Origin of the sequence: Kribbella pratensis, from assembly GCF_004365355.1 — a bacterium.
Taxonomy (GTDB): domain Bacteria; phylum Actinomycetota; class Actinomycetes; order Propionibacteriales; family Kribbellaceae; genus Kribbella.
Genome location: NZ_SODP01000001.1, coordinates 1,427,874 through 1,452,863, shown reverse-complemented (window position 1 = coordinate 1,452,863; position 24,990 = coordinate 1,427,874). Strand labels below are relative to the sequence as shown.

At 69.2% G+C, this 24,990-nt stretch carries 23 protein-coding genes; 11 read left to right on the top strand and 12 right to left on the bottom strand.

Translation table 11 applies throughout. The annotated features are described in order from the left end of the window. Positions 1-20: 20 nt before the first annotated feature. From EV653_RS06775 to EV653_RS06760, 4 genes are all read right to left on the bottom strand, one after another. Positions 21-1,706, bottom strand: a complete 1,686-nt coding sequence (locus EV653_RS06775; RefSeq protein ID WP_134098998.1) for a Mur ligase family protein — start codon at positions 1,704-1,706, stop codon at positions 21-23. A 3-nt stretch (positions 1,707-1,709) separates the two neighbouring features. Then, positions 1,710-2,480, bottom strand: coding sequence for an enoyl-ACP reductase FabI (fabI, locus tag EV653_RS06770; RefSeq protein ID WP_238159795.1), 771 nt, complete (start codon positions 2,478-2,480; stop codon positions 1,710-1,712). Positions 2,481-2,527: 47 nt separating this feature from the next. After that, entirely contained in the window at positions 2,528-3,232 is a 705-nt protein-coding gene (gene fabG / locus EV653_RS06765; protein WP_130450391.1) for a 3-oxoacyl-[acyl-carrier-protein] reductase, read from the bottom strand. A 104-nt stretch (positions 3,233-3,336) separates the two neighbouring features. Next, a complete protein-coding gene (locus EV653_RS06760) occupies positions 3,337-3,549 on the bottom strand; it encodes a dodecin (protein WP_130450393.1) in 213 nt (70 codons plus the stop codon). A 74-nt stretch (positions 3,550-3,623) separates the two neighbouring features. Between EV653_RS06760 and EV653_RS06755 the strand changes: the two genes are divergently transcribed. Both EV653_RS06755 and EV653_RS06750 read left to right on the top strand, forming a co-directional pair. After that, on the top strand, positions 3,624-3,995 hold the full coding sequence (locus EV653_RS06755; protein ID WP_134098994.1) for a DUF3099 domain-containing protein: 372 nt from the start codon (positions 3,624-3,626) through the stop codon (positions 3,993-3,995). A gap of 190 nt (positions 3,996-4,185) precedes the next feature. After that, the gene (locus EV653_RS06750; protein ID WP_134098992.1) at positions 4,186-4,389 is read left to right on the top strand and encodes a hypothetical protein; all 204 of its coding nucleotides are present in this window, start codon (positions 4,186-4,188) and stop codon (positions 4,387-4,389) included. 48 nt (positions 4,390-4,437) lie between these two features. Here the strand turns inward: EV653_RS06750 and moaA are convergent, their stop codons facing one another. After that, complete coding sequence (gene moaA, locus EV653_RS06745; protein WP_134098990.1) at positions 4,438-5,457, bottom strand: GTP 3',8-cyclase MoaA; 1,020 nt, start codon at positions 5,455-5,457, stop codon at positions 4,438-4,440. A gap of 57 nt (positions 5,458-5,514) precedes the next feature. Between moaA and EV653_RS06740 the strand changes: the two genes are divergently transcribed. The 3 genes from EV653_RS06740 (at position 5,515) to EV653_RS06730 (ending at position 8,896) form a co-directional block, all read left to right on the top strand. Next, a complete protein-coding gene (locus EV653_RS06740) occupies positions 5,515-6,306 on the top strand; it encodes an SURF1 family cytochrome oxidase biogenesis protein (protein WP_238159605.1) in 792 nt (263 codons plus the stop codon). Continuing rightward, positions 6,233-8,077, top strand: coding sequence for a glycoside hydrolase family 15 protein (locus EV653_RS06735; protein WP_134098988.1), 1,845 nt, complete (start codon positions 6,233-6,235; stop codon positions 8,075-8,077). Before EV653_RS06740 ends, EV653_RS06735 begins: the two co-directional genes overlap by 74 nt. A gap of 63 nt (positions 8,078-8,140) precedes the next feature. Continuing rightward, complete coding sequence (locus EV653_RS06730) at positions 8,141-8,896, top strand: SDR family oxidoreductase (RefSeq protein ID WP_134098986.1); 756 nt, start codon at positions 8,141-8,143, stop codon at positions 8,894-8,896. Between the two features lie 91 nt (positions 8,897-8,987). Here the strand turns inward: EV653_RS06730 and EV653_RS06725 are convergent, their stop codons facing one another. Together EV653_RS06725 and EV653_RS06720 are read right to left on the bottom strand one after the other, a co-directional pair. Further along, positions 8,988-9,461 (bottom strand): carboxymuconolactone decarboxylase family protein, encoded by a 474-nt coding sequence (locus EV653_RS06725; RefSeq protein ID WP_134098984.1) that lies wholly within the window; start codon positions 9,459-9,461, stop codon positions 8,988-8,990. A gap of 65 nt (positions 9,462-9,526) precedes the next feature. Further along, complete coding sequence (locus EV653_RS06720; protein ID WP_134098982.1) at positions 9,527-10,618, bottom strand: DNA polymerase domain-containing protein; 1,092 nt, start codon at positions 10,616-10,618, stop codon at positions 9,527-9,529. Between the two features lie 292 nt (positions 10,619-10,910). On the opposite strand from EV653_RS06720, the gene EV653_RS06715 reads away from it, so the two are divergent. The 6 genes from EV653_RS06715 to EV653_RS06690 all read left to right on the top strand — a co-directional run bounded on the left by EV653_RS06715 (position 10,911) and on the right by EV653_RS06690 (position 20,875). Further along, the gene (locus tag EV653_RS06715) at positions 10,911-12,506 is read left to right on the top strand and encodes a M4 family metallopeptidase (protein WP_134098980.1); all 1,596 of its coding nucleotides are present in this window, start codon (positions 10,911-10,913) and stop codon (positions 12,504-12,506) included. Positions 12,507-12,607: 101 nt separating this feature from the next. Then, positions 12,608-14,347, top strand: coding sequence for an FAD-dependent oxidoreductase (locus EV653_RS06710; RefSeq protein WP_134098978.1), 1,740 nt, complete (start codon positions 12,608-12,610; stop codon positions 14,345-14,347). Continuing rightward, entirely contained in the window at positions 14,340-15,698 is a 1,359-nt protein-coding gene (locus tag EV653_RS06705; RefSeq protein ID WP_134098976.1) for an adenylate/guanylate cyclase domain-containing protein, read from the top strand. The genes EV653_RS06710 and EV653_RS06705 overlap by 8 nt, the downstream gene beginning before the upstream one ends. An 82-nt stretch (positions 15,699-15,780) precedes the next feature. Then, positions 15,781-18,168: a lamin tail domain-containing protein gene (locus tag EV653_RS06700; RefSeq protein WP_134098974.1), complete on the top strand. Its 2,388-nt coding sequence runs from the start codon at positions 15,781-15,783 to the stop codon at positions 18,166-18,168. Between the two features lie 74 nt (positions 18,169-18,242). Next, on the top strand, positions 18,243-18,659 hold the full coding sequence (msrB, locus tag EV653_RS06695; RefSeq protein WP_134098972.1) for a peptide-methionine (R)-S-oxide reductase MsrB: 417 nt from the start codon (positions 18,243-18,245) through the stop codon (positions 18,657-18,659). Between the two features lie 185 nt (positions 18,660-18,844). Continuing rightward, complete coding sequence (locus tag EV653_RS06690; RefSeq protein ID WP_134098970.1) at positions 18,845-20,875, top strand: AAA family ATPase; 2,031 nt, start codon at positions 18,845-18,847, stop codon at positions 20,873-20,875. Here EV653_RS06690 and EV653_RS06685 read toward each other — a convergent pair. Genes EV653_RS06685 through hemE form a run of 5 tightly spaced genes read right to left on the bottom strand, consistent with a single transcriptional unit; the run spans position 20,872 to position 24,890 of the window. Further along, complete coding sequence (locus EV653_RS06685) at positions 20,872-21,246, bottom strand: VOC family protein (RefSeq protein WP_166679302.1); 375 nt, start codon at positions 21,244-21,246, stop codon at positions 20,872-20,874. The two genes, EV653_RS06690 and EV653_RS06685, sit on opposite strands and share 4 nt — an antisense overlap. Then, positions 21,246-21,941, bottom strand: a complete 696-nt coding sequence (hemQ, locus tag EV653_RS06680; protein WP_238159604.1) for a hydrogen peroxide-dependent heme synthase — start codon at positions 21,939-21,941, stop codon at positions 21,246-21,248. Before hemQ ends, EV653_RS06685 begins: the two co-directional genes overlap by 1 nt. Then, positions 21,938-23,347 (bottom strand): protoporphyrinogen oxidase, encoded by a 1,410-nt coding sequence (hemG, locus tag EV653_RS06675; protein WP_134098964.1) that lies wholly within the window; start codon positions 23,345-23,347, stop codon positions 21,938-21,940. Before hemG ends, hemQ begins: the two co-directional genes overlap by 4 nt. Next, positions 23,344-23,853 carry a GNAT family N-acetyltransferase gene (locus EV653_RS06670; RefSeq protein ID WP_238159603.1) on the bottom strand — a complete coding sequence of 170 codons (510 nt, stop codon included), beginning with the start codon at positions 23,851-23,853 and terminating at the stop codon, positions 23,344-23,346. The genes hemG and EV653_RS06670 overlap by 4 nt, the downstream gene beginning before the upstream one ends. Next, positions 23,850-24,890, bottom strand: a complete 1,041-nt coding sequence (gene hemE, locus EV653_RS06665) for a uroporphyrinogen decarboxylase (protein WP_238159602.1) — start codon at positions 24,888-24,890, stop codon at positions 23,850-23,852. Before hemE ends, EV653_RS06670 begins: the two co-directional genes overlap by 4 nt. Positions 24,891-24,990 lie beyond the last annotated feature (100 nt).

The following is a 24,990-nucleotide window of genomic DNA, read 5'->3' as shown; positions in this document are numbered from 1 at the left end:
ATTGAGGAGGCGGACGGGGCTTAGTGCTGGGCTCTCTCGACCTTGCTCTTCAAGGTCTCCGGTGTGTCGACAGTAGCCCCCTCGGACCGCAACCAGGCGTCAAGACTCGCCCGATCCTGCAGAGACATCACTGCCACCACATCGCCCGGCCGCGCCTCCGCGACCAGTGCCTGCGCCGCCTCGAGCTCGGTCGGATACGCCGGTACGTCGTCCACGCCGACCGATGCCGCGCCCTCGCGGAACACCGCCTCGAGCTCCGCCGGCGGCCGTCCGCGCAGGTAGTCGCTCTTGTGACCGATCGCCACCCGGTCGGTCGCCCGCGCACCCATCGCCCCGAGCGCCGCGACCATGTCGTCGGCCCGGTCCCCCGGCGAACCGAGGGCCAGCATGAGCCGCCCGCCTTCCGGCCGGACGCCGTTCATGATCTCGATCAGCGCTTCGAGCCCGGCCTCGTTGTGCGCGAGGTCGATGACGACGGTGAAGTCGCGCAGCGAGTACATGTTCATCCGGCCGGGGTTGTTCTCGTTCGGCGCGAACGTGCTGAGCCCTTCGATCACCGCCGCCCGCGGCAACCCGAGGCCCAGCGCCGCCGACGCCGCGGCCAGCGTGTTCTCGACGTTGTAGTGCGACAGCCCCGACAGCGTCATCGGTACATCGACGACCTTCAGCAACGGCTCCGGATCACGCGACTGGTCCAGCACCGTCACGAACCCGTCGAGCACCGTCGTCGCCCGGCCGCCCTCGTCGAGGACCGTCCGGATCGACGGCGAATCGGCTTCACGCGAGAACACCCAGCACTTGGCCGGCGAGCCGAGCCGCATCGCGAACGTCCGCGGGTCGTCGCCGTTCACCACACACCAGCCGCGCGGCCGGGTGATCTGGGTGATGACCGCCTTCACCTCGGCCAGCTGGTCGATGGTGTCGATCCCGCCCAGACCGAGGTGGTCCGCGGTGACGTTGGTGACGACGGAGACGTCGTTATAGGCGATGCCGACCCCGCGGCGCAGGATCCCGCCGCGCGCGGTCTCGACCACCGCGAGCTGGATCCCGGGCTGGGACAGCACCTGCGCCGCCCCGCTCGGGCCGGAGAAGTCGCCGTACTTGATCAGTTCGCCGTCGAAGTACACACCGTCGGTGCTCGACCAGCCGACGTGCAGGCCGGCGGCGCGACCGATGTGCGCGATCATCCGCGACGTCGTGGTCTTGCCGTTCGTCCCGGTCACCGCGACCACCGGGACCTTGGGCCGCAGCGTCGGCGGCGGGTTGCCCGGCGGCTCGTCCCGCACCCGCTCGCCCACGGCCGCGATCAGCTCGCTCAGGTCGTCGGCTCCGAACGCGTCCAGTACCTCGACGATCGCGGCCCCGAGAGCCCGCGCCCGGGCCTCGTGCGCCCACGGGAACGCGACGACCAACCGGCGTACGTCGTTCTCCGGGCGGACCCGGACGCCGATCCGCCCGATCCCGGCCTCGCGCGCGATCCGTCGTACGACGTGACCGACGACGCGGATCGCGAACCGCTGCCGGAAGCCCGACCCGATCCGGCCGGGCCGGGTGGCACCGAGGCCGATCGCCTGCGCGTAGGCCTTGGCCGCCGGTGCGGGCGCATCCACGAGCGACGAGACGTCGAGCGTCAGCTTGACCGCGGCACGACTGAAGTAGAGGTTGGCGCCGTCCAGGACGCGGAGCTCAACCAGCGAGGTGGCCACCTATCACGCACCCATCGCGTGGTAGCCGCCGTCGACGTGGACGATCTCGCCCGTGGTCGCCGGGAAGAAGTCGCTGAGCAGACCGACGATCGTGCGGCCGGTCGGCTCGAGGTCGGACGGGTCCCATCCGAGCGGGGCGCGGTCCAGCCACGGCTCCTCGAACTTCTCGAAGCCCGGGATCGCCTTCGCGGCCAGCGTCTTCAGCGGGCCGGCCGAGACCAGGTTGCAGCGGATGCCCTGGGCACCGAGATCGCGGGCCAGGTACCGGCTGGTCGACTCGAGGGCGGCCTTCGCGACGCCCATCCAGTCGTACCCCGGCCACGCGACGGTCGCGTCGAAGGTCAGCCCGACGACGCTGCCGCCACGGCTCATCAACGGCGCGCAGGTGACCGCAAGCGCCTTCAGGCTGTACGCCGAGACGTGCACCGCCTGGGAGACGTCCTCCCACGGACCGTCCAGGAACTTCCCGCCGAGGATCGTCTCCGGGTTCCCGTACGCGATCGAGTGCACGACCCCGTCCAGGCCGTCGACATGCTCGCGGACCGCATCCGGCAGCGCGGCCAGGTGCTCGGGATTCGTGACGTCGAGCTCCAGTACCGGCGGCTCGGTCGGCAGGCGTTTCGCGATCCGCTTGGTGATGCTGAGCGCGCGGCCGAAGTTCGAGATCAGCACGGTGGCGCCCTGTTCCTGCGCCACCTTGGCCGTGGCGAAGCCGATCGACGAGTCGAGGGTGACTCCGGCGACCAGGATCCGCTTGCCGTCGAGGATGCCCACCGGCATGCCCTTTCCAGTAGTGATGAAGAGCCAGTAGAGATGAAGAGTTAGTTGCCCATGCCGATGCCGCCGTCGACCGGGATCACCGCACCGGTGATGTAGCCGGCCTCCTCGGAGGCGAGCCAGCGGACCGCGTTCGCGATCTCCTCGGTCAGGCCGAACCGGCCGAGCGGGATCTGGCTCAGGTACTGCTTCTGGGTCTCCTCCGGCAGGACCGCGGTCATGTCGGTCTCGACGAAGCCCGGAGCCACCACGTTCGCGGTGATGCCGCGGCTGCCGAGCTCACGGGCGATCGACCGGGCCATCCCGATCAGGCCGGACTTGCTGGCCGCGTAGTTCACCTGGCCCGGGGAGCCGAGCAGGCCGACCACCGAGGAGATGAAGACGATGCGGCCCTTGCGCAGCCGCAGCATGCCCTTCGCCGCCCGGCGTGCGACCCGGAACGAACCGGTGAGGTTGGTCTCGATCACGGAGTCCCAGTCGTCGTCGGACATCCGCAGCAACAAGGTGTCGCGGGTGATGCCGGCGTTCGCGACCAGCACCTCGACCGGACCGTGCTGCTCCGCGATCGTGTCGAAGGCGGCGTCGACCTGCTCCTGATCGGTGATGTCGCACTTCACGCCGAGGAAGCCCTCCGGCGGCGGGCTGGTGTTGTACGTGACCGCGACCTGGTCGCCGGCCTCCTTGAACGCGGCGGCGATCGCCAGCCCGATCCCCCGGCTACCGCCGGTCACCAACACAGACCTACCCACAAGCCCTCCTCACCCGTCAGCACACAAGTCAGCGGCACGAACGCTACAACGCCGCGGCCCGTCCCCGCTCGACCGGGGACGGGCCGCGGTAGATCAAGGGGAGATCAGGAGTCTTCGAGGCGGAAGCCGACCTTCATACCGACCTGGTAGTGGTCGATCTGGTTGTCGACGACGTGGCCGCGGATCTCGGTCACCTCGAACCAGTCGAGGTGACGCAGGGTCTCGCCGGCCCGGGCGATGCCGTTGGTGATCGCCTGGTTGATGCCCTCCTTGGAGGTGCCAACGATCTCCGTGACGCGGTAGGTGCGATCGGTCATGCGACATTCCTCTCCATCCTGGCTGCGCGGGGGCGGGCGGCGCGGCGTACCGTTGTTCTTGCTGAGGAGGATAGATGTCGCGACACCGTGAGCGGACCGGCGAAACCGTCATTTCGGTGACGAGTGCACAGCCGGGCCGGTCCGAGGATCTGGACAGCCGGATCGTGCGCTACGCCTGGATGATGTCGATCCGGATCGTCTGCTTCGTGCTGGCGGTCCTGACCCCGTCGCCGTGGCGCTGGTTGTTCGTCGTCGGAGCGATCGCCCTGCCGTACTTCGCGGTGGTGCTGGCGAACGCCCACCGGTCCGTGACACAGCCCGCCGCCGCCCCCTACATCGCACCGTCGAGGCTCGCGATCGGCGAGCGCCCGACGGTCGTCGTACCGCAGGACGAGGACCCGCATCAGGGCCCTCGTCAGGACCCCCGGACCGACACCGAAAAGTGATCTTGGCCGGGACTGGAAAACTTGGAGTGATCCGTGTCAGAATCTCCCGCGTGCTCTGAAGTTCATCAGTGAAATTCAGGGACTTGATGCGGCGTCGGACGGCTCCCCCCGTGGCTGTCCGACGTCGCTTCATTTTGCCCAGGCTATTGATTATTGAGACATCAGGAATGCAGAGGAATGGCGCCAGCGCATGAGTGAAGAAGCCGCACCGGCGGTCTGCTCCGCCAAGGGCTGCGGCAGGCCTGCGACCTGGGCGGTGCGGTGGAACAACCCGAAGATCCACACACCCGACCGGCGCAAGACCTGGCTCGCCTGCGACGAACACAAGGAGAGCCTGTCCGACTTCCTGGCCCGGCGGTCATTCCTGCGCGAGGTCGAACCATTCACCGAGTGAATGTCAGCTAGCGAAAAAGTACATTTCCGGATTGGGCCGGTATGACCGTCATCCGCCGATCGCGGACATCGGCCGGGACGGCTGCAGGAAGCTCGGATCGTTGATGCCGTGGCCCGGGAGTTTCTGCAGCATCGCGCGCCGCCAGCGGTCGGCCAACTCGGCATCGTCCGCGCCGTTGCGCAACGCGGTCCGGAGGTCGGACTCGGTGCGGGCGAAAAGGCAGTCCCGGACCTGACCGTCGGCGGTCAGCCGGACCCGGTCGCAGTCCCCGCAGAACGGCCGGGTGACCGAGGCGATGATGCCGACGGTCTGCGGACCACCCTCGACCAGGAACGACTCGGCCGGCGCACTCCCCCGCTTCGACGCGTCGTCGGGTGTCAGCGCGAACCGGCCGGACAGCGTTTCGAGAATCTCGTCGGCGGTGATCATCGTCGAGCGGTCCCAGCCGTGCTGCGCGTCGAGCGGCATCTGCTCGATGAACCGCAGTTCGTAGCCGCGGTCGAGACAGAACTCCAGCAATTCCGGCGCTTCGGCGTCATTCACGCCGCGCATGAGGACGGCGTTCACCTTCACCGGGGTGAGACCGGCGGCCTGGGCCGCCTCGAGCCCGGCGACGACGTCGCTCGCGCGGTCCCGGCGGGTGAGCCGCTTGAAGGTGTCCGGGCGAATAGTGTCGAGGCTCACATTCACCCGATCCAGGCCGGCGTCCTTCAGTGCCTGCGCCTGCCGGGCGAGGCCGATCCCGTTCGTGGTCAGCGAAACCTCGGGGCGGGGCGTGAGTTGCGTCGTACTGGCGACGATGCCGACCAGGCCCCGGCGGAGCAGTGGCTCGCCGCCGGTGAAGCGGATCTCGTTCACGCCGAGGTGCGTCACGGCGATCGACACCAGCCGGATCACCTCGTCGTCGGTGAGCAGCTCGGGCTTGGCCAGCCAGTCCAGCCCCTCTTCGGGCATGCAGTAGGTGCAGCGCAGATTGCAGCGGTCCGTGAGGGAAACCCGGAGGTCCGTGGCGACCCGGCCGTACCGGTCGGCCAGGCCGGTCTGAGTCGTCTCCTGGATCGCTGTCATCACACCAGCGTACGTGCCGCGCGTCGACGATTTCAGGGCATGGCTTAAGTTCGAGATGTGGGTCGCTTGATGAACGTCCGCTGGATCGTCGCCGCGCTGGGTGTCCTGGTGCTCGCGTTCGTGTGCGTGCAGCTCGGTCGCTGGCAGTTCCACCGCCTCGACGAGCGGAAGGCGCGGAACGAGGTGACCCGGACCAACCTGGCCGCGGCACCGGCTCCGATCGACCAGATCCTGGGCCCGCCGGGCGTCGTCGGCGACCAGCACGCCTGGCGCACCGCCGTCGTCACCGGGCGGTACGACGCGGCCAAGCAGATCGTCCTCAAGTACCGCAACATCGACGACCGGCCGGGCTTCGAGATCGTCACGCCGCTGGTCCTCGCCGACGGCAAAGCGGTCCTGGTCGACCGCGGCTTCCTGCCGAGGCAGAGTTCGGAGCTGATGCCGCTGAAGATCCCCGCGGTGCCGACCGGCGAGGTGACGGTCACCGGACGCCTGCAGCGCAGCGAACGCGGCGGCCACACGAACGGCGGCGTCCCGAACGGTGGTACGGCGCGACTCATCAACGGACCGGATTTCGCGAAGGTCCTCGGGCTGAACCTGTACGACGGCTACCTGATGGTGACCAAGCAGGAGCCGCCGAACGATCCGGCCTTCAACGGCTTCCCGGGTCCGGAGATCGACGACGGGCCACACTTCTTCTACGGCCTGCAGTGGTGGTTCTTCGCGCTGCTGGCCGTCGGCGGACTCGTCTACTTCTCCCGACAGGAGGTCCGCGGTGCCAAGAAGCCCGCGCCAGAGCAGCCAGAAGTCGTCGAGCGGCCCGAGGCCCGCGCCGGAGCGAAGGATTGAGGATTACGCGCTGATCGGTGACCTGCAGACCGCCGCGCTGGTGTCGAAGCAGGGATCGATCGACTGGCTGTGCTTCCCCCGCTTCGACTCGCCGGCCTGCTTCGCCGCGCTGCTCGGCACCGAGGACAACGGTCACTGGCGGATCGCGCCGCGGGACGCGGACGCCGTCAGCAGCCGGCACTACCGCGGGGACACGCTCGTGCTGGAGACCGAATGGTCGACCTCGACCGGCACGGTGCGCGTGATCGACTTCATGCCGCCACGGGATTCCGCGCCGGACGTCGTACGCATCGTCGAAGGCGTCAGCGGGTCGGTGGAACTGCGGTCGGAGTTGAAGCTGCGGTTCGACTACGGCCACGTCGTTCCGTGGGTACGCCGGTCCGACGGGCAGATCGACGCGATCGCCGGACCGGACGCGGTGTCGTTGCGGTCCGACGTCCATCAGTACGGGCGCGACCTGACGACGTACGCCGATTTCCGGGTCGCGGAGAACGACCGGGCCTGGTTCGTGCTGACCTGGCATCCGTCGCACCATCCGGTCCCCCAGCCGACGGACGCGCTGCAGTCGCTGGAGCCGACCGAGACGTTCTGGCAGGACTGGATCGGCCGGAGCCAGAGCTCGACCGACTTCGGCGAGGAGGTCACGCGGTCGGTGCTGACGCTGAAGGCGCTCACCTACGCGCCGTCCGGCGGCATCGTGGCGGCGCCGACCACGTCGCTGCCCGAGACGCTCGGCGGCCGGCGGAACTGGGACTACCGGTACTGCTGGTTGCGGGATGCAACGATGACGCTGTCCGCGATGCTGCGCGCCGGCTACAGCGACGAGGCCGAATCGTGGCGGAACTGGCTGCTCCGCGCGATCGCCGGATCGCCGTCGGACCTGCAGATCATGTACGGCGTGACCGGCGAGCGCCGGCTGACCGAGTTCGAGGCCGGTTGGCTGCCGGGGTTCGCGGAGTCGGCGCCGGTCCGGATCGGGAACGCGGCCGCCGAGCAGCTGCAGATCGACGTGTTCGGCGAGGTGATGGACGTTCTGGCGCTGGCCCGCGAGCACCAGATCGGCGCGACCGACGAGGCGTGGCAGGTGCAGCGCGGTCTGATGGCGCATCTCGACGACGTGTGGGACCAGCCGGACGAAGGGATCTGGGAGGTCCGCGGCGGGCGGCAGCATTTCACGTACTCGAAGGTGATGGCCTGGGTCGCGTTCGACCGGGCCGCGCGGGCGGTGCAGCGGTTCGGGCTGAACGGGCCGGCGAAACAGTGGCGGGCGCGGGCCGACGAGATCCATCGGGCGGTCTGCGAGCAGGCGTACGACGCGGACCGGAACACCTTCACGCAGGCGTACGGGAGCAAGGCGCTGGATGCCGCCGTACTGCTGATCCCGCAGGTCGGGTTCCTGCCGGCCGACGATCCCCGGGTGGTCGGGACCGTCGACGCGGTGCAGCGGGAGCTGGCGTCCGACGGGTTCGTCCGGCGCTATCTGACCGAGCACACCGACGACGGCATCAATGACAGCGAAGGCACGTTCCTGATCTGCTCATTCTGGCTCGCTGACGCGCTGGCGATGATCGGCCGGGTCGGCGAGGCCCGCGATCTCTACGAACGACTCGTTGCCCTACGCAACGATGTCGGCCTGCTGGCCGAGGAGTACGACGTGGCATCGGGCCGCATGCTCGGGAACTTCCCGCAGGCGTTCTCCCATCTCGGCCTGGTCAACACCGCCTGGCATCTGACCACAGCCGAGTCGCCCTTGCGCAAGTCGGCGTACTAGTTCTTGCCGGGGGCTACGAACTGTCGAGGTGCGCCGCGAGGTGTGGTGGGGCAGGATGGTGGTGTGGACCTCGGACTGCGCGATCGCACCTACATCGTCACCGGCGCCAGCGCCGGACTCGGCTTCGCCACCGCGAAAGCCCTTGCTGCCGAAGGCGCACGGCTGGTGATCTCCAGCCGCAACGAGGAGTCGATCTCCCGCGCCGCGGCCGAGCTCGGCGAGAACGTCGTCGGCATCCCTGTCGACAACGCCGATCCGGAGAGCGCGGAGCGGCTGGCCGCGACCGCGGTCGCCAAGTGGGGTGCGCTGCACGGAGCGCTGATCAGCGTCGGCGGGCCGCGGCCCGGGACGGCGCTCGACAGCGAGGAGGACGACTGGCGGTCGGCGTTCGAGAGCGTCTTCCTCGGCGCGCTGCGGATCGCTCGCGCCGTCGCCCGGGCCGGATCGGAGGGTACGTCGATCGCCTTCGTGCTGTCGTCGTCGGTGAAGTCCCCGATCAACGGACTCGCGATCTCGAACGGTCTCCGCCCCGGCCTGGCGATGGTGGCCAAGACGCTCGCCGACGAACTCGGCCCGAACGGCACCCGGGTCAACGGCCTGATGCCCGGCCGGATCTCCACCGACCGCCTGAAGGAGCTCGACGGCAAGAGCGGCGACCCCGAGGCCGCCCGCCGCGCGTCGGAGAAGACCATCCCGCTGCGTCGCTACGGCACCCCCGAGGAGTTCGGCCGGGTCGCCGCCTTCATCCTCTCCCCCGCCGCCTCCTACCTGACCGGCACGATCATCCCGATCGACGGCGGGGCCCTCCGCACGATCTAGTTTGGTGGGTATACCCACCAAATGCAGGGTTGGCCAACCGGATTCCGGTTGGCCAACCCCCGGTTCGATGGGTGAACCAGCCAAACGCTGATCAGCCCCACTGGCCGGGGACGTAGTCGCCGGCCGGCTGGGCCGTCATGACGTTGAGGCGGTTCCAGGTGTTGATGGCGGCGATGGCTCCGACCAGCGCGGCCAGCTGGTTCTCGTCGTAGTGCTTGGTCGCGTTCAGCCAGACGTCGTCAGGGACACCGCCGGCGGCATCGGCGATCCGGGTGCCGGCCTCGGTCAGCGCCAGTGCTGCACGCTCGGCATCGGTGTAGACGGTCGCTTCGCGCCACGTCGCCACCAGGTTGATCCGGACTGGGGTCTCGCCGTGGTGTGCGGCGTCCTTCGAGTGCATGTCGACGCAGACGGCACAGCCGTTGATCTGGCTGGCCCGCAGTTCGACCAGTTCGAGGGTCGAGAGCGGTACGCCGGCGTCCAGCGCGACCCGGGCGGCCGCGTTGAGGTGCTTGATGAACTTGCCCAGCACCGGGTTGGTGAGCATATCCAAACGGGCGTCCATAGTGGTGTTTCTCCTTAGCGGATGAACTCTTTGACACCACTACGACGAGACAGCTTCCCGAACTGTCAGTCCGGTGCGATCCGGTTGCCCTGCTCGTCCCAGTGCTCTGCGACCTTCTTGCTCGGCTGGACGCGCGGCGGCTCCCCCGGCATCTTCGGGTAGTCCGGCGGGAAGTTCAGCTCGCCGCCGGGCAGCTCCTCCCACAGCCGCAGCAGCGCATCGAGCGAGTACGCCGTGTCGTCCATGTCCGCCCACGGATCACCGTCGACGAGGTACTCCGGGACCGTGTGCAGGTTGAACGCCCGCGGGTCGTCCACCTCGGCGAGCCGCTCCCACGTCATCGGCGTACTGACCGGGGCACCCGGCCGCGGCCGCAACGACCACGCACCTGCGACCGTGCGATCGCGGAGGTTCTGGTTGAAGTCGAGGAAGATCGCATCCTCGCGGCGCTGCTCCTTCCACCAGGCAGTGGTCACACCGTCGTCCCGGCGCTCGAGCTCACGACCGAGGCCGATCGCGGCGTGCCGGACCTCGTCGAAGGACCACTCCGGCCGGATCCGCACATAGATGTGGATGCCACGGTTGCCGCTGGTCTTCGGGTACCCCTTGAGGCCAAGCTCTTCGAGCAGTTCGCGGGCCACGTCGGCGACCCGTCGGGCGTCGGCGAAGGTTGCGCCCGGCTGCGGATCGAGGTCGATGCGCAGCTCGTCGGGGTGGTCGAGATCGGTCTTGCGGACAGCCCATGGATGGAAGACCAGCGTGCCCATCTGGGCCGCCCACGCCGCGGCGGCCGGCTCGGTCAGGCAGAGCTCGTCGATCGGACGATCGTTCGGCGTCAGCACCCGGCAGGTCTCGAGCCAGTCGGGAGCGCCCTTCGGAAGGCGCTTGGAGTAGAACCCGTCGCCCGTCTGCCGACCGACCGCGTCCACCGACAGCGTCATCCCTTCGCGCCACCCACCCGGCCAGCGCTCCAGCGCGACCGGACGGTCGCCGGAGGCCTGCATGAACGCGGGAGCCACGTCGATGAAGTACTCGCAGACCTGAAGCTTGGTGACCTCCGGAGCCCAGTCGGTCGCCTCGTAGACAACGCGTTCAGGGCTGGACACCCGGACCTCGCGGTCTCCGACCGTGAGCATCACCGCTGTGCTCTTCGCCATGACCACGACCGTATCGCCTCCCACCGACCGCCCCACACCACCACACCCACCTCCGGCCGTCTCAGGGGTCAACCCCGCACCCGGACGGTTGACCCCCAGGAATCAGCCTCCGCAACCGACAACCGCCGGGGTTGACCCCTGAGACGGCCCGACTGGACGGCGGGTGGGGATGGGGGGGTGGAAAGGGCAACTTTTCCCGAGCTCTGGCCACGGTAGGTGACCGAGCGGTAACGTTCCTGCACCTCGTTCCTGGGGCGTGAGGCCCCCGGGACACCTGACAAGGAGCGCGAGGATGAACAGATCCGCCCTGTTCGCCGCTGCGACTGCAGTGGCGACCACCACCGCCCTCGGACTGACCAGCGCTACAACAGCAACCGGCGCCCCGACGGCCTCGCCTGTCCCCACCCCGGCCGCGGCCGTCGCCAAGGCCAAGGCAGCGATCACCAGCAACCTGACCGCGCTGCGGGCCACCACGGCCGATGCGTTCGTCGTCAAGGACGTCATCGTCGACGCCGACGGCTCCAGCCACGTCCGGATGGACCGCACGATCGGGGGCCTCCCGGTGCTCGGCGGCGATGTCGTCGTACACCAGGCCAAGGACGGCGCGTTCAAGGGCGCCACCCTGACGCTGAGCAGGAGCGCGAACGTCGCGCGTACGCCGAAGGTCAGCGTCGCGACCGCGACCGCGAAGGCACTCGCCAAGGGCCTGAAGGCCGAGGGCAAGCCCAGCCTGGTGATCGAGGCCCGCAAGGGCGCGCCGCGGCTGGCCTACCTCGTGACGACCGGCGGCACCCAGGCCGACGGCACGCCGAGCCGCATCACCACGACGATCGACGCACTGACCGGCGCGAAGCTGGTCAGCGAGCAGCACATCGAGACGGCGACCGGTGACGGCAAGAGCCTGTACTCCGGGACCGTGCCGCTGCAGACGTCGACGACCACCGGCGGCTTCACGCTGACGGACGCGACGCGCGGCAACGGCTTCACCGCGGACGCGAACAACAAGACCGACTCGCTCCTGTGCCAACTGCTGCAGATCGGATGCCCGACGCCGACCAAGTTCGTCGACGCGGACAACCACTGGGGCACCGGTACCAACGCCGACCGCGCGACAGCGGCCGTCGACGCGCACTACGGCGCCGCGACCACGTTCGACTACTACAAGAACGTGCACGGCCGGAATGGCATCTTCGGGGACGGCAAGGGCGTCCCGAGCCGCGTGCACTACGGCACCAACTACGTGAACGCGTTCTGGGACGGCAAGCAGATGACGTATGGCGACGGCGACAACGTCGCTGCGGGACCACTGGTCTCGATCGACGTAGCGGGCCACGAGATGTCCCACGGTGTCACCGAGCACACCGCGAACCTGACGTACTCCGGTGAGTCCGGCGGCCTGAACGAGGCGACCAGCGACATCTTCGGCACGCTCGTCGAGTTCTACTCGAACAACGCCTCCGACCCCGGCGACTACTACATCGGCGAGGAGATCATGAAGGATCGCCCGGCCCTGCGGTACATGGACAAGCCGAGCAAGGACGGCCAGTCCCCCGACTGCTACAGCTCCGGCGTCGGCAACCTCGACGTGCACTACTCGTCGGCGATCGCGAACCACTTCGCGTACCTGCTCGCGGAGGGCACCGGCGCGAAGACGATCGGCGGCCTGCCGCACAACTCGCCGACCTGCAACGGTTCGTCGATCACCGGCATCGGCCACGACAAGCTCGGCAAGATCTGGTACCGCGCGCTGACGACGTACATGACCAGCGGAACGACGTACGCCCAGGCCCGGACCGCGACGCTGAACGCGGCCACCGACCTGTACGGCGCGAGCAGCGGCGAGCGCGCGGCCGTCGCGGCTGCCTGGTCCGCGGTCGCGGTGAACTAAAGGGGTTTTGCCGGATCCCTGTCCCACTGGGGCGGACAGGGATCCGGCGAACAAACGCTTTACGCATTGCCACGCGGTTTGTGCCGACCTACCGTCACACCATGGGTGGGGAACCCCGGGGGCATCGTGAACCGAACCGGCCGCGCTTGCACGCGGCCAGACCGCTGCTGCTCGTCGTCGACGCTGACCCGGAGCGTCTGGAGCGTTGCGAAACGGAGTTGGACCGCGGCTTCGGCGCCGACTTCCGCGTCCGGGGCGAGTCGACGACCGCGGCTGCGTCGGACCTTCTACGCCGGGCACACGAGTGGGAACAGCGAGTCGCCGTCGTCATGGTCGACAACGCGCTGCCCGACGACGAGCGCGCCCAGATCTTCGCGGCCGCACGGACCCTGCATCCGGACGCCCGCCGCGCGCTGCTGATCGAGTGGGGCGCGTGGGCCGACCGGACGACGGCATCCGCGATCCTGACCGCGATGTCGGTCGGCGACATCAATTACTACGTGCTCAAACCGTGGATCGCACACGACGAGCTGTTCCACCGGACCGTGGCCGAGTTCGTCCAGGAGTGGTCGCGGTTCGAGGTCGCGAACCTCCGCGAGGTCGTGGTGATCGCTGCCGAGCTCTCGGTTCGCGGTCAGGAGATCCGCAGTCTGCTGGCCCGCAACGGCATCCCGAGTGCGTTCCGGGCCAGCGGTACGTCGCTCGCGAACGACGCACTGGAGTACATCGGTGAGCCGGATCCGGGGGACGGTGTGCTGGTGTGGATGCCGGCGGTCGGCGGCACCGTCCTGCATGATCCGACCGATGTGGAGATCGCCGAAGCCTGGGGAGTGCCAACGACGTTGGCGTCGGACGACACGTCGTTCGACGTACTGGTGATCGGAGCCGGTCCGGGCGGATTGGCCGCGGCGGTGTACGCGTCGTCGGAGGGGCTGCGGACGCTCGTCGTGGAGCGGGAGTCGATCGGCGGACAGGCCGGCACGAGTTCGCTGATCCGGAACTATCTCGGGTTCTCGCGCGGTATTCGCGGGTCGGAGCTGGCCCAGCGCGGGTATCAGCAGGCGTGGGTGTTCGGGGCGCATTTCGTGCTGATGCGGACGGTCGAGCAGCTCGAGAAACGCGACGGCGAGTTCCGCGCGGTGATCGGTGATGTCGGCGAGGTGACGGCGAGAGCGGTCGTGCTCGCGACCGGCGTCACGTACCGGCGGCTCAACGTTCCCTCGCTGGAGAAGCTGATGGGGAACGGCGTGTACTACGGCGCGAGCGTGTCGGAGGCACACGGGCTGATGAATCGGGACGCCTGCGTCGTCGGCGGCGGGAACTCGGCCGGGCAAGCGGTTCTGCACCTCGCGCGCTACTGCCGGCAGGTGCTGCTGGTGATCCGCGGCGAGGACCTGACGGCGAGTATGTCGAAGTACCTGATCGACGCGATCGATGCCGCGGACAACATTACGGTGCGGTCGTCGAGCGAGGTGGTCGACGGCGGCGGCGACGGGCGGCTGCAGCGGATGACGCTGCGGGATCGCAAGACCGGCGCCGAGGAGACCATTCCGATCGACGGGCTGTTCGTGATGATCGGCGCGGTGCCGGGGACCGAATGGCTGCCGGACGGCGTGGCCCGGGATCCGCGCGGGTTCGTCCTGACCGGCTCGGACGCGGCCGCCGATCCGCTGTGGCCCGAGAACCGGCCGCCGCAGCCTTACGAGACGACGCTCCCCGGACTGTTCGCGGTCGGGGACGTGCGGTCCGAGTCGGTGAAACGGGTGGCCTCGGCGGTGGGCGAAGGATCCGTGGTGGTGTCGCAGATCCACACCCATCTCAGGGTCTCCTCGGATGCCTGAACGGCGGTTCGCCTACACGCCGGCGATGGTGGCGCTCACCTCGGTGGTGCTGCTCGTACCGCTCGCTGGGTTGGTGTTGCTCCTGCGCGCGCCAGAGCTGGATCTGCATTGGGAGCATCATCCGACGCACTTCTGGCTGGTGCTGCTGACGGCCGCGCTCAGCGCCGTACTCGCGTATCTGACCGGTGCGGCGGCCCTGCGGCGGGGGGACGCGCGGGTGCTGTTCGTGTCGCTGGCGTTCCTGTCGGCGGCGGGGTTTCTCGGACTGCACGCGCTCGCGACTCCGAAGGTCCTGCTGGAGACACCGAATGCCGGCTTCACGCTCGCAACGCCTGTGGGTGTCGCGCTGGGGTCCGTGTTCGCGTTCCTCTCGAGTCTCAACATCTCGGGCATCACCTGGGGCCGCCGTCTCCGCGTCGCATTGCTGCTTCTGATGGCGTTGTGGGCGGTGGCCTCGGTACTGCGATTGCCGCCGCTGCACGACACGGCGGTGCCGGAAGTTGCCGACGGCATCCTGACCGCGCTCGCCATCCCCGCGATCATCCTTTACGCGATTGCCGCAGGACGGTATCTGCAGACGTGGTGGGCCCGGCCGTCGTTGATGCTGCTGTCGATGGTCTCCGCATTCGTACTGCTCGCGGAGGCGATGGTCTCGCTGGTCTTCGCGCGGAACTGGCACCTGTCCTGGTGGGAGTGGCACGTGCTGATGCTGTCCGCGTTCGTCCTGGTCGTGGCCGGGGTGCGGATCCAGTGGTACGAGGAGCGGTTCGCCGACCTGTACCAAGCAGACACCGTCGCCGGGGAGCGCGAGCTGAGCGTGCTGTTCGCGGACCTGCAGGGCTTCACGACGTTCTCCGAGAAGCACGGGCCGGCCGAGGTCACGGCGATGCTCAACACGTACTTCGAGGTCGTCGTACCGCAGGTGGCACGACGGCACGGCGGCGATGTCGACCGGATCATCGGGGACGCGTTGATGGTCACCTTCAACAAGCGGGGTGACCAGCCGAACCACGCGTACCTGGCCGCGGCCGCTGGACTCGCGCTGCAGGCGGCAGCGGCAGCCGTCCAGGCCTCGCACCCGAACTGGCCGAAGTTCCGGGTCGGGATCAACAGCGGGATCGCGTCCGTGAGCCTGCTGGGGACCGAGGGCGGGCGGACGCACACCGTGATCGGGGACACGGTTAATGTCGCGTCGCGGATCGAAGGTAAGGCGCCGGGCGGGGCGGTCGCGATCGGGCCGGCGACGAAAGCGCTCCTGCCGGAGGCACGCACCGAGTCGCTCGGACTGCTGAGCCTGAAGGGCAAGGCGGAGCCGGTGGAGGTGTACCAGCTGCTTGCGCTGGGCGAATGATCACCCGTGCGTTCGAGCCGAGCACCGGCTGTTCACGTGTTGGACCTTGGAACGCACACGTGCCGGTGTGAGAATCCGGGCCATGTCTGCCCTGAACCGACCACGGCGCCGCCTGGGCGCCCTCGTGGTCACGACCAGTCTTCTCGCCTCCGGGTTGGCGGTGGCCATCGTCGCCGCGCCCGCACAGGCCGCTTCGACCGATGTGGTCGTTACCGAGGTGTACGGCGGTGGCGGCAACAGCGGCGCGCCTTACACGAACGACTTCGTCGAGCTGACCAACAACAGCTCGGCTGCGATCGATGTGAGCGGCTGGTCGGTCCAGTACGCGTCGGCCGCCGGCAGCACGTGGCAGGTCACCAAGCTGACCGGCAGCATCGACCCGGGAGCGACGTACCTGGTCCAGGAGGGCGGCGGCGCGAACGGCCAGCCGATGCCCACTCCGAACGTCACCGGCACCATCCCGATGTCTGCGACGGCCGGCAAGGTCGCCCTGGTCACCACGCAGACCGCACTCACCTGCGGGGCGACCTGCCACGCGGACCCGAGCGTGAAGGACTACGTCGGCTACGGCACCGCGGGCGACTCCGAGACCGCGCCTGCACCGGGCCTGTCGAACACCACCTCGGCCGCACGCAACGACCCGAAGCAGGACACCGACAACAACAGCGCCGACTTCTCCGCGGGCAACCCGTCACCGGGCACGCTCACCGGTGGACCGGCCGAGCCGCCCGTGGACGCCAAGATCCACGACATCCAGGGCGCCGCGCACCGCTCGCCGCTCGAGGGCAAGCGGGTCGCCAACGTCACCGGTGTGGTGACCGCGGTGAGCAGCAACGGTTTCTGGTTCCAGGACCCGCAGCCCGACGACAACCCGGCCACCAGCGAGGGCGTGTTCGTCTTCACCAGCTCCGCGCCGACGGTCTCCGTCGGTGACGCCCTGAGCGTCGAGGCCTCGGTCGCCGAGTTCCGCCCGGGCGGCTCCGGCGGTACGACGAACCTGACCACGACCGAGCTGACCAACGCGAAGATCACCGTCACCGGCACGGCCGCCGTACCGGCTCCGACGATCGTCGGTCCGGCCGGACGCGTTCCTCCGTCGACCGTGATCGAGGACGACTCGGCCGGTGACGTCGAGACCACGAGCACCGCGTTCGACCCGGCCACCGACGGAATGGACTTCTGGGAGTCGTTGGAGGGTATGTGGCTGGGCATCGACCAGCCGCAGGTCACCGGTCCGACCAGCTCGTTCCGCGAGCTGTCTGTTGTACCTGCCGGTGCCGGGGTGCGGACGGTCCGCGGCGGGATCCTGCTGCAGCCGACCGACAGCAACCCGGAGCGGGTGCTGCTGGACGACGTCCTGGTGCCGATCCCGGACGCGAAGACCGGTGACAAGCTGGCCGGTGTCGTGACGGGTGTTCTGGACTATTCGTTCGGCAACTTCAAGTTCCTGCCGACCGTCACGCCGACGGTGGTCGACGGTGGCGTCACGCGTGAGGTCACCACCAAGTCCTCGCCGCTGCAGGTGTCGGTGGCGACATTCAACGTGGAGAACCTGGACCCGGCCGACGGCCCGGCCAAGTTCGACGGGCTGGCGCAGGCGGTCGTGCACAACCTCGCCTCGCCGGACATCCTCGGGCTCGAGGAGGTCCAGGACAACGACGGCGCGGTCAACTCCGGGACGGTCGCCGCCGACGTCACGCTGAACACGCTGGCCGCCGCGATCGTGAAGGCGGGCGGACCGACGTACGCCTGGCGCGAGATCGACCCGGTCGACGGCAAGGAGGGCGGTGAGCCGGGCGGCAACATCCGGGTCGCGTTCATGTACCGGACCGACAAGCCGGTCAAGTTCGTCGACCGCGCGGGCGGCGGCTCGACGGTCGCGACGACGATCACCACCGACCGGTTCGGCAAGCCGCACCTGAGCTCGTCGCCGGGCCGCGTCGACCCGGCCAACCCGGCCTGGGCCGACACCCGGGTCCCGCTGGCCGGCGAGTTCACCTGGCACGGGCAGTCGTTGTTCGTGGTCGTGAACCACTTCAGCTCCAAGGGTGGCGACGACCCGCTCTGGGGCCGGTTCCAGCCGCCGGTGCAGTCCAGCGCGCCGAAGCGTCACCAGCAGGCCGAGGCGGTGCGCGGGTTCGTGGACCAGATCCTCGCCAAGGACAAGGGCGCCAACGTGGTCGTGCTCGGTGACCTGAACGACTTCGACTGGTCGCAGACCGCGGACATCCTGGTCGGCGCGGGCAAGACCGCGCTGATCGACCTGCCGCGGACGCTGCCGCTGAACCAGCGGTACAGCTACGTGTTCGAGGGCAACAGCCAGATCCTGGACCAGATCCTGATCTCGCAGAACCTGCGCCCGGCCTCGGCGTACGACGTCGTGCACATGAACGCGGAGTTCCCGGACCAGATCTCCGACCACGACCCGCAGGTGGTGAAGCTGATCCCGTTGCCCTCCTGGGTGCGGTGACCAGCAGGATTGCGGGAGTCTTACGTCGCTGGTCCGGGCGAGGTTTCCTTGCCCGGACCAGCGATAATTAAGACGTGACTGATTCAACCAAGCAGTACGCCGTACAGAAGTCCGACGCGGAGTGGAAGGCGCAGCTGTCCCCCGCCGAGTTCCACGTGCTGCGCAAGGCCGGCACCGAGCGGCCGTTCGTCGGTGAGTACACCGATACCAAGACCGTGGGCGTGTACAAGTGCCGCGCCTGCGACGCCGAACTGTTCCGCAGCGAGACCAAGTTCGACTCGCACTGCGGCTGGCCGTCGTTCTACGCGCCGCTGGCCGAGGACCGGGTCGAGTACATCGAGGACAGCACCCTCGGCATGAAGCGCGTCGAGGTCCGCTGCGCCAACTGCGGCTCCCACCTGGGCCACGTCTTCGAGGGCGAGGGCTACGGCACCCCGACCGACCAGCGGTACTGCATCAACAGCATCAGCCTCACGCTCGCCCCTGCCTGATCCTCCTGCCTGATCCTCCGGCCTGATCCTCCGGCCTGATCCTCCGGCCTGATCCTCCGGCCTGATCCTCCGGCCTGATCCTCCGGCCTGATCCTCCGGCCTGATCCTCGGGCCTCAGCCTGCGATCCAGTCGCCCGGTCTAGCTCTAGACTGGGTCGGCTGGTGGCTCCTCTGGAAGGATTTTGGTGGCAGACGACGTCCGCGGACCGCGAGTTCTGGATGTGCTGGCGGCGGAGGAGCCGTGGGAGGTACCGGCCGAATGGACGGCTCGGGTTCGCGCTCAGCTGCGGGCCTGGGCCGACGACCCGGAGTCGCTGCGGCCGCTGCGGGCGGAGGCGTTCCCGGACTTCATCAAGGGCACCCCGGCGTCGGTCTGGTTCACTCACCAGATCGCGCCCCTGCTGACCGGGTGGATCCCGGTCCTGCACGGTGAGTACGCCGATCTCGGCACCGAGCTCACCCACGACTTCTACCGCCCGTCCTCCCGGCTCGGCGGCGCCGGACACGTCGTGTACGTCGCGCCGACCGACTGGCACCTCCAAGCGATCGCCGGCGCCCGCGGCTTCCGCGAGCACGGCCGGCGGCAGGCGCTGCGACTGTCCCGCGACGTCGTCAGCCTGTTCCTCGACGCTCCCCCGATGGCCGCCCGCGCCCAGGCGCTGACGGCCGCGTTCGACCGCGTGCTCGCCGACCGCGAAGCGACCCACCTGCACATCACGGGCGAGTACGACGACATCGCGCAGTACTGGCGCAACGACGCGCTCAAGGACAGCGAGCGCGCCGTACTGCCCGAGCTCGGCGGCCCGACCGCGGCCCTGCGCTACTCGCTCAACTCGATCCGCGACACCCACGCCCGGCTGCTGATGACGAGCCCGGACGAGTACGCCGGTGACTACGCCCAACTGATGGCCGAGCTGATCCTGGCCACCGGCCTCCGCGGCATCCCGCAGGCGGTCGCGAAGAGCCTCGGGAACACCAACCAGGACCTGGAGAAAGCGCTCAGCGCGATCCACCAGACGTTCAACCGGCAGGTCTGGCTGGCGCACGTCAACCAGTGGCTCGCCCGCGCGATCCGCAGCGGTCAGGCGCCCGTCGCCCGGGCGTGGGCCGCGGCGGCCACGCGAGCCGCGATCCACCTGTCCGGCGTCCTGTCCAAGGCGGCGTGGCCGGAGCCCGAGATCCCGGACCTCACGTCGCTTTTCCGCATCCTTGACCGGGAGCGCTGGAGCGCCCAGGAGGCCACCGCGGCCGCGGAGAACGAGTCGAACTCGCTCTCGTCCGTCTGGAACACCGTGCGCGAGGACACCGACCGGCCGGCCGACGACGGCACCCTCGGCGAACCCCTGCCGAAGCCGCTGGACTTCACCGACGACCCGCTCGCCGAGCTCGACTCGCTGATCGGCCTGGAGTCGGTCAAGGACGCGGTCCGCAAGATGGTCGCCGAGGTGAAGACCAACCTGCGCCGGACCGAGCTCGGCCTGCCCAGTCACGAGCGGGCCCGGCACATGGTGTTCGTCGGCAAGCCCGGTACGGCGAAGACCACGATCGCCCGGCTGCTCAGCCGGATCTACCACCAGCTCGGCGTGCTCGAGAAGGGCCACGTGGTCGAGGTGGACCGCTCCGACCTGGTCGGACCCAGCGTCGGTCAGACCGCACCGATGACCGCGGCCAAGTTCCGCGAGGCGCTCGGCGGCGTGCTGTTCGTCGACGAGGCGTACACGCTGGTGCCGGAGAACACCCCGGGCGACTACGGCCTGGAAGCGGTCGCGACGATCCTGAAGCTGATGGAGGACCACCGCAACGACTGCATCGTGATCGTCGCCGGGTACCACCGCGAGATGCAGCGGTTCATGGAGTCGAACACAGGTCTGCAGTCCCGGTTCCCGAAGCTGCTGTCGTTCAGTGAGTACGACACCGACCAGCTGGTCGCGATCTTCGAGCTGCAGGCCCGGCAGAAGGGCATGATCTACGCCGAGGACGTGCTGGACAAGGTCCGCAGCGTGATCCCGCCGGCGCCGCGCGGCCACAACTTCGGTAACGGCCGGTTCATCCGGAACGTGCTCGAGGAGGCCATCTCGAACCAGGCCACCCGGCTGTCCACCCGCGACCCCGACAGCCTGACCGAGCGCGACCTGCGCGAACTCATCCCGGCCGACGTGAAGCCGCCGACCTCGATGCGCGCCGAGGACTACCTGTTGCAGAAGCCCGGCACCTAGACCGGCGTCGCCAGCGCTACCGGATTGCCCTCAGGGTCGGCGAGATATGCCTGCCGTTCGCCCCAGGGCATGGTCGCGGGCTCCTGCAGGACGCGGTGGCCCGCGGCGCGGAAGCGTTCCACCTCGGCCTCGACGTCGTCGACGTACACGAACAGCTCGAAGCGCGGCGCCGCACCGACCGTGATGCCGAGCTGTGCCTCCGGCCAGTTCGCATCGGACAGGCCGAGGGAGGAGTCACCTCGCTCGAGGCCGACATAGTGCGGGTCGCCTTCGAGCGGGAACTGGTACGTCGACTCGTAGCCGAGCAGCGTGTAGAACTCGACGGACCGGCGTACGTCGGTGACGTACAGCACCGGGAAGGCCTTGCCCATCACACCAGGTTGGCGATCAGCTCACCGAGCTCGGTGCGCTTGCCGGTGTAGAACGGGACTTCTTCCCGCACGTGCCGCCGGGCGGTCGATGCCCGCAGGTCGCGCATCAGGTCGACCATCCGGTGCAGTTCGTCGGCCTCGAAGGCGAGGATCCACTCGTAGTCACCGAGCGCGAACGACGCCACCGTGTTCGCCCGGACGTCGGGGTAGGTGCGCGCCATCTTGCCGTGCTCGGCGAGCATGAACCGGCGCTCCTCGTCCGGCAGCAGGTACCACTCGTAGGACCGCACGAACGGGTACACGCAGACGTACGGACGTGCCTCCTCGTCGGCCAGGAACGCCGGGATGTGGCTCTTGTTGAACTCGGCCGGCCGGTGCAGCGCGAACTGCGACCAGACCGGGACCAGGTGCCGGCCGAGCCGCGACCGGCGCAGCGCGTGATACGCCTGCTGCAGCGCGTCCGACGTCGGCGCGTGCCACCAGATCATGAAGTCGGCGTCGGCCCGGAATCCCTCGACGTCGTAGATCCCGCGGATCACCACGTCGTCGGCGGCGAGCTTCCCGACCAGGTCGTTGAGCTCGGCGGTCAGCTCGTCCCGGTCCGCATCACCGAGCGGCGTCTCGACCTTGAAGACCGACCACAAGGTGTAGCGGATGACATCGTTGAGCTCACGGGCTTTCGGCTTACCTGTCACTTTGCCATTGTCTCCAATGCCTTGAGATGCTCCTGCACCCGGGTGGCCGCCTTGCCACCGGACGCGACACAGGCCGCGATCCCGACACCCCGGTACGCCGCTCCGCAGACAGCCAGCCCCGGTACGTCGGCCACCGCCGCCTCGACCCGATCGACCCGATCCAGGTGCCCGACGGCGTACTGCGGAAGGCCGCCGCCCCAGCGCGTCACGAGCGACCCGACGACCTCCGCCTGCAGGCCGATCGCCTTGCGTAGGTCGGCGGCCGCGAGCGCCACGAGCTCCTCGTCGGAGCGCTGCAGCACGTACTCCTCACCGAGGCGGCCGACCGAGGCACGCAGTACGGCCAGGTCTCCCCCGGCCTCCGCGGACCAGGCCCACTTGGCGTGCGAGTACGTCGATGCCTTGATCGTGCGCTCCTCGACGGACGGCACGAGGAACCCGGATCCGGTGGCGTCGGACGGCCAGTCGCGCTTGCGAACCGCGAGGGTGACGATCGCCATGCTCGCGTACTCGATCGTCGCGAGCTCGGTCGATGCCGTCGGCACCAGCTCGGTCAGCATCCGAGCGGCCGGGGCTGCCGGTACGGCGACCACCACCGCGTCCGCGGTCAGGTACGTCGGCGCGGGCACGGGTCCGGCCTCGAGGGCGAACCCGTCCGCCGTCCGCGAGATCCGTCGTACGGTCAGTTTGCGGCGGATGTCCACGCCACGAGCCGTCAGGTCCTGCTCGAGTGCGGTGATGATGCGGTTGATGCCGCCGACCACGCCGGCGAACACCGGCTGGCCGGCGCGCTTCTGGCCCAGCTCGCGCAGCTCGGCCGTCGCGGCGAGCAGGCTCGGCGCGGTCCGGAGCTTGGCGTACAGATCGGGTACGGCGGCCGCGAGCGAGATCTCCTCGGCCTTCCCGGCGTACACCCCGCCGAGCAACGGGTCGATCAGCTTGTCCGTGACCGCCGGCCCCATCCGCTCGGCAACGAACCGGCCGATCGCCACGTCCTCGGTGAGCGCGGGCGCGGGGAGGTCAGCCTCGTGCGCGACCTGCTCGGCAGCCTCCGGCCCGAGTACGTCGGCCGTCGCGGACGGATCGACCGGGACACCCATCACGGTCGGCGGGATCGCGCGGATCCGGTCCCCGACCCACAACCCGGCCGAGGTCGTCGCCGGGTGGACGATGTCGTCACCGAGACCGACAGCCCGGATCAGCTCAACCGCCTCGGGCCGACGGGCCAGCACCGACTCGGCGCCCAGATCGACGGGCACGCCCTCGAGCTCCGCACCAGCCAGCTTCCCGCCGAGCCGCGGCGAGCCTTCGAGCACGGTGATCTGCGGCGGATTCGGTCCGGTCGCGAGCGCGTGCGCAGCCGCCAGCCCGCTGATCCCGCCACCGACGACAACGACCCGGCTCACACGCCCTCCAGGATCAGTTCGTACCGCTTTCCCGGCCCGAGATCGGTGCGCGAGGCCCCGATCTGCCGGAAGCCGGTCCGGGTCAGCACGGTCTGCGACGCGGGGTTCCGGTCCGAAGCCCCGGCCCGCAGCGTCGTCAGCGCGTACTCCGTCGCGGCGAGGCCGATGATCGCCCGCACGGCCGCCGTCGCCAGGCCCTGTCCCGCCCACTTCTCGGCGATCCGGTAGCCGAGCTCGGCCGACCCGTTCTCGAGGTCGACCAGGTTCACCCGCCCGGCGACCGCACCGGACTGGTCCACCAGCAGGTGGAAGCGGCAGATCCCGGCCGCCTGCTCGGCGAGCAGCGCCGCGTGCTTGGCGGCGAAGTTCGCGAAGTACTCGTCGCCGCGGTCCCAGATCCACTGGGCGAAGTACTCGCGGTTCTCGAGCTCGAAGGCCAGGACGGCGTCGGCGTGGTCGGCGGTCAGCGGCTCCAGCGTCACCGGGTGGTCCGGCAGACGAATCACTGAGCGCTCCGGGTCTGCACGTACTTCGCGATCCGCTGCAGTACGTCGGGATCCGCGTCCGGCGGGACGCCGTGGCCGAGGTTGAAGATGTGGCCCGGAGCCTTCTTGCCCTCGTCGAGAATGCGGTCGATCTCGGGCTCGATCGCCTCCCAGCCCGCGAACAGCAGCGCCGGGTCGAGGTTGCCCTGGACCGGCTTCGGGGTGTCGAGCCGCCGTACGGCCTCGTCGAGAGGGACGCGCCAGTCGACTCCGACCACGTCGGCGCCGGCCGCGCTCATCAGCCCGAGGAGCTCGCCGGTGTTCACGCCGAAATGGACCCGCGGCACGCCGTACGACTTGAGCGCCTCGAAGACCTTGGCCGAGTGCGGCAGCACGAACCGCTCGTAGTCACGCGGTGACAGCCCACCGGCCCAGGAGTCGAAGAGCTGGATCGCGGAGGCGCCCGCCTCGACCTGGACCGCGAGGTACGCGATCGCGACGTCGGCGAGCCGGTCCGCGAGCGCGTGCCAGAGCTCCGGGTTGCCGTGCATCATCGCCTTGGTCTTGGCGAAGTCCTTGCTCGGTCCGCCCTCGACCAGGTACGACGCGACCGTGAACGGGGCGCCGGCGAAGCCGATCAGCGGCGTACCGCCGAGCTCGGAGACGAGCTGCTGGACGGCCTCGGTGGTGTACGGGACGTCGGCCGCGGTGACCGGGCGGACCGCCGCGATCCCGGCGGCGTCCCGGATCGGGTCCGCCGCCACCGGGCCGATGCCGGGCTTGATCTCGATGTCGTAACCGGCGAACTGGAGCGGGGCGACGATGTCGGAGAAGAAGATCGCCGCGTCGACGCCGTAACGGCGGACGGGCTGCAGCGTTATCTCGACGACGAGGTCGGGACGCATACAGGACTCGAGCATCGAGATTCCCTCACGCACCTTGCGGTACTCGGGCAGCGCCCGCCCCGCCTGTCGCATGAACCACACGGGCGTATGCGGGACCGGCTCCCCCCGGGCGGCCAGCAGGTACGGGGAACGGTCGAGTGACGTCGAAGGCACACAGCGATGATCCCACGCGGTTCGAGCCGCCCGATCGCCCGGTCGCGCGGTGTTACCGGCGCGTCTTGACAAGCGTCGGTGAGTAATCGGTCGTAGGCTG

What these genes read in the sequence shown, in the direction of transcription:
- EV653_RS06705 (WP_134098976.1), top strand. Translation starts at nt 14,340, where the DNA reads ATGCCTGAACGGCGGTTCGCCTACACGCCGGCGATGGTGGCGCTCACC.
- EV653_RS06720 (WP_134098982.1), bottom strand. Translation starts at nt 10,618, where the DNA reads ATGGCGAAGAGCACAGCGGTGATGCTCACGGTCGGAGACCGCGAGGTC.
- EV653_RS06700 (WP_134098974.1), top strand. Translation starts at nt 15,781, where the DNA reads ATGTCTGCCCTGAACCGACCACGGCGCCGCCTGGGCGCCCTCGTGGTC.
- EV653_RS06750 (WP_134098992.1), top strand. Translation starts at nt 4,186, where the DNA reads ATGAGTGAAGAAGCCGCACCGGCGGTCTGCTCCGCCAAGGGCTGCGGC.
- EV653_RS06755 (WP_134098994.1), top strand. Translation starts at nt 3,624, where the DNA reads ATGTCGCGACACCGTGAGCGGACCGGCGAAACCGTCATTTCGGTGACG.
- EV653_RS06710 (WP_134098978.1), top strand. Translation starts at nt 12,608, where the DNA reads ATGGGTGGGGAACCCCGGGGGCATCGTGAACCGAACCGGCCGCGCTTG.
- EV653_RS06715 (WP_134098980.1), top strand. Translation starts at nt 10,911, where the DNA reads ATGAACAGATCCGCCCTGTTCGCCGCTGCGACTGCAGTGGCGACCACC.
- EV653_RS06760 (WP_130450393.1), bottom strand. Translation starts at nt 3,549, where the DNA reads ATGACCGATCGCACCTACCGCGTCACGGAGATCGTTGGCACCTCCAAG.
- moaA (WP_134098990.1), bottom strand. Translation starts at nt 5,457, where the DNA reads ATGACAGCGATCCAGGAGACGACTCAGACCGGCCTGGCCGACCGGTAC.
- EV653_RS06685 (WP_166679302.1), bottom strand. Translation starts at nt 21,246, where the DNA reads ATGGGCAAGGCCTTCCCGGTGCTGTACGTCACCGACGTACGCCGGTCC.
- EV653_RS06725 (WP_134098984.1), bottom strand. Translation starts at nt 9,461, where the DNA reads ATGGACGCCCGTTTGGATATGCTCACCAACCCGGTGCTGGGCAAGTTC.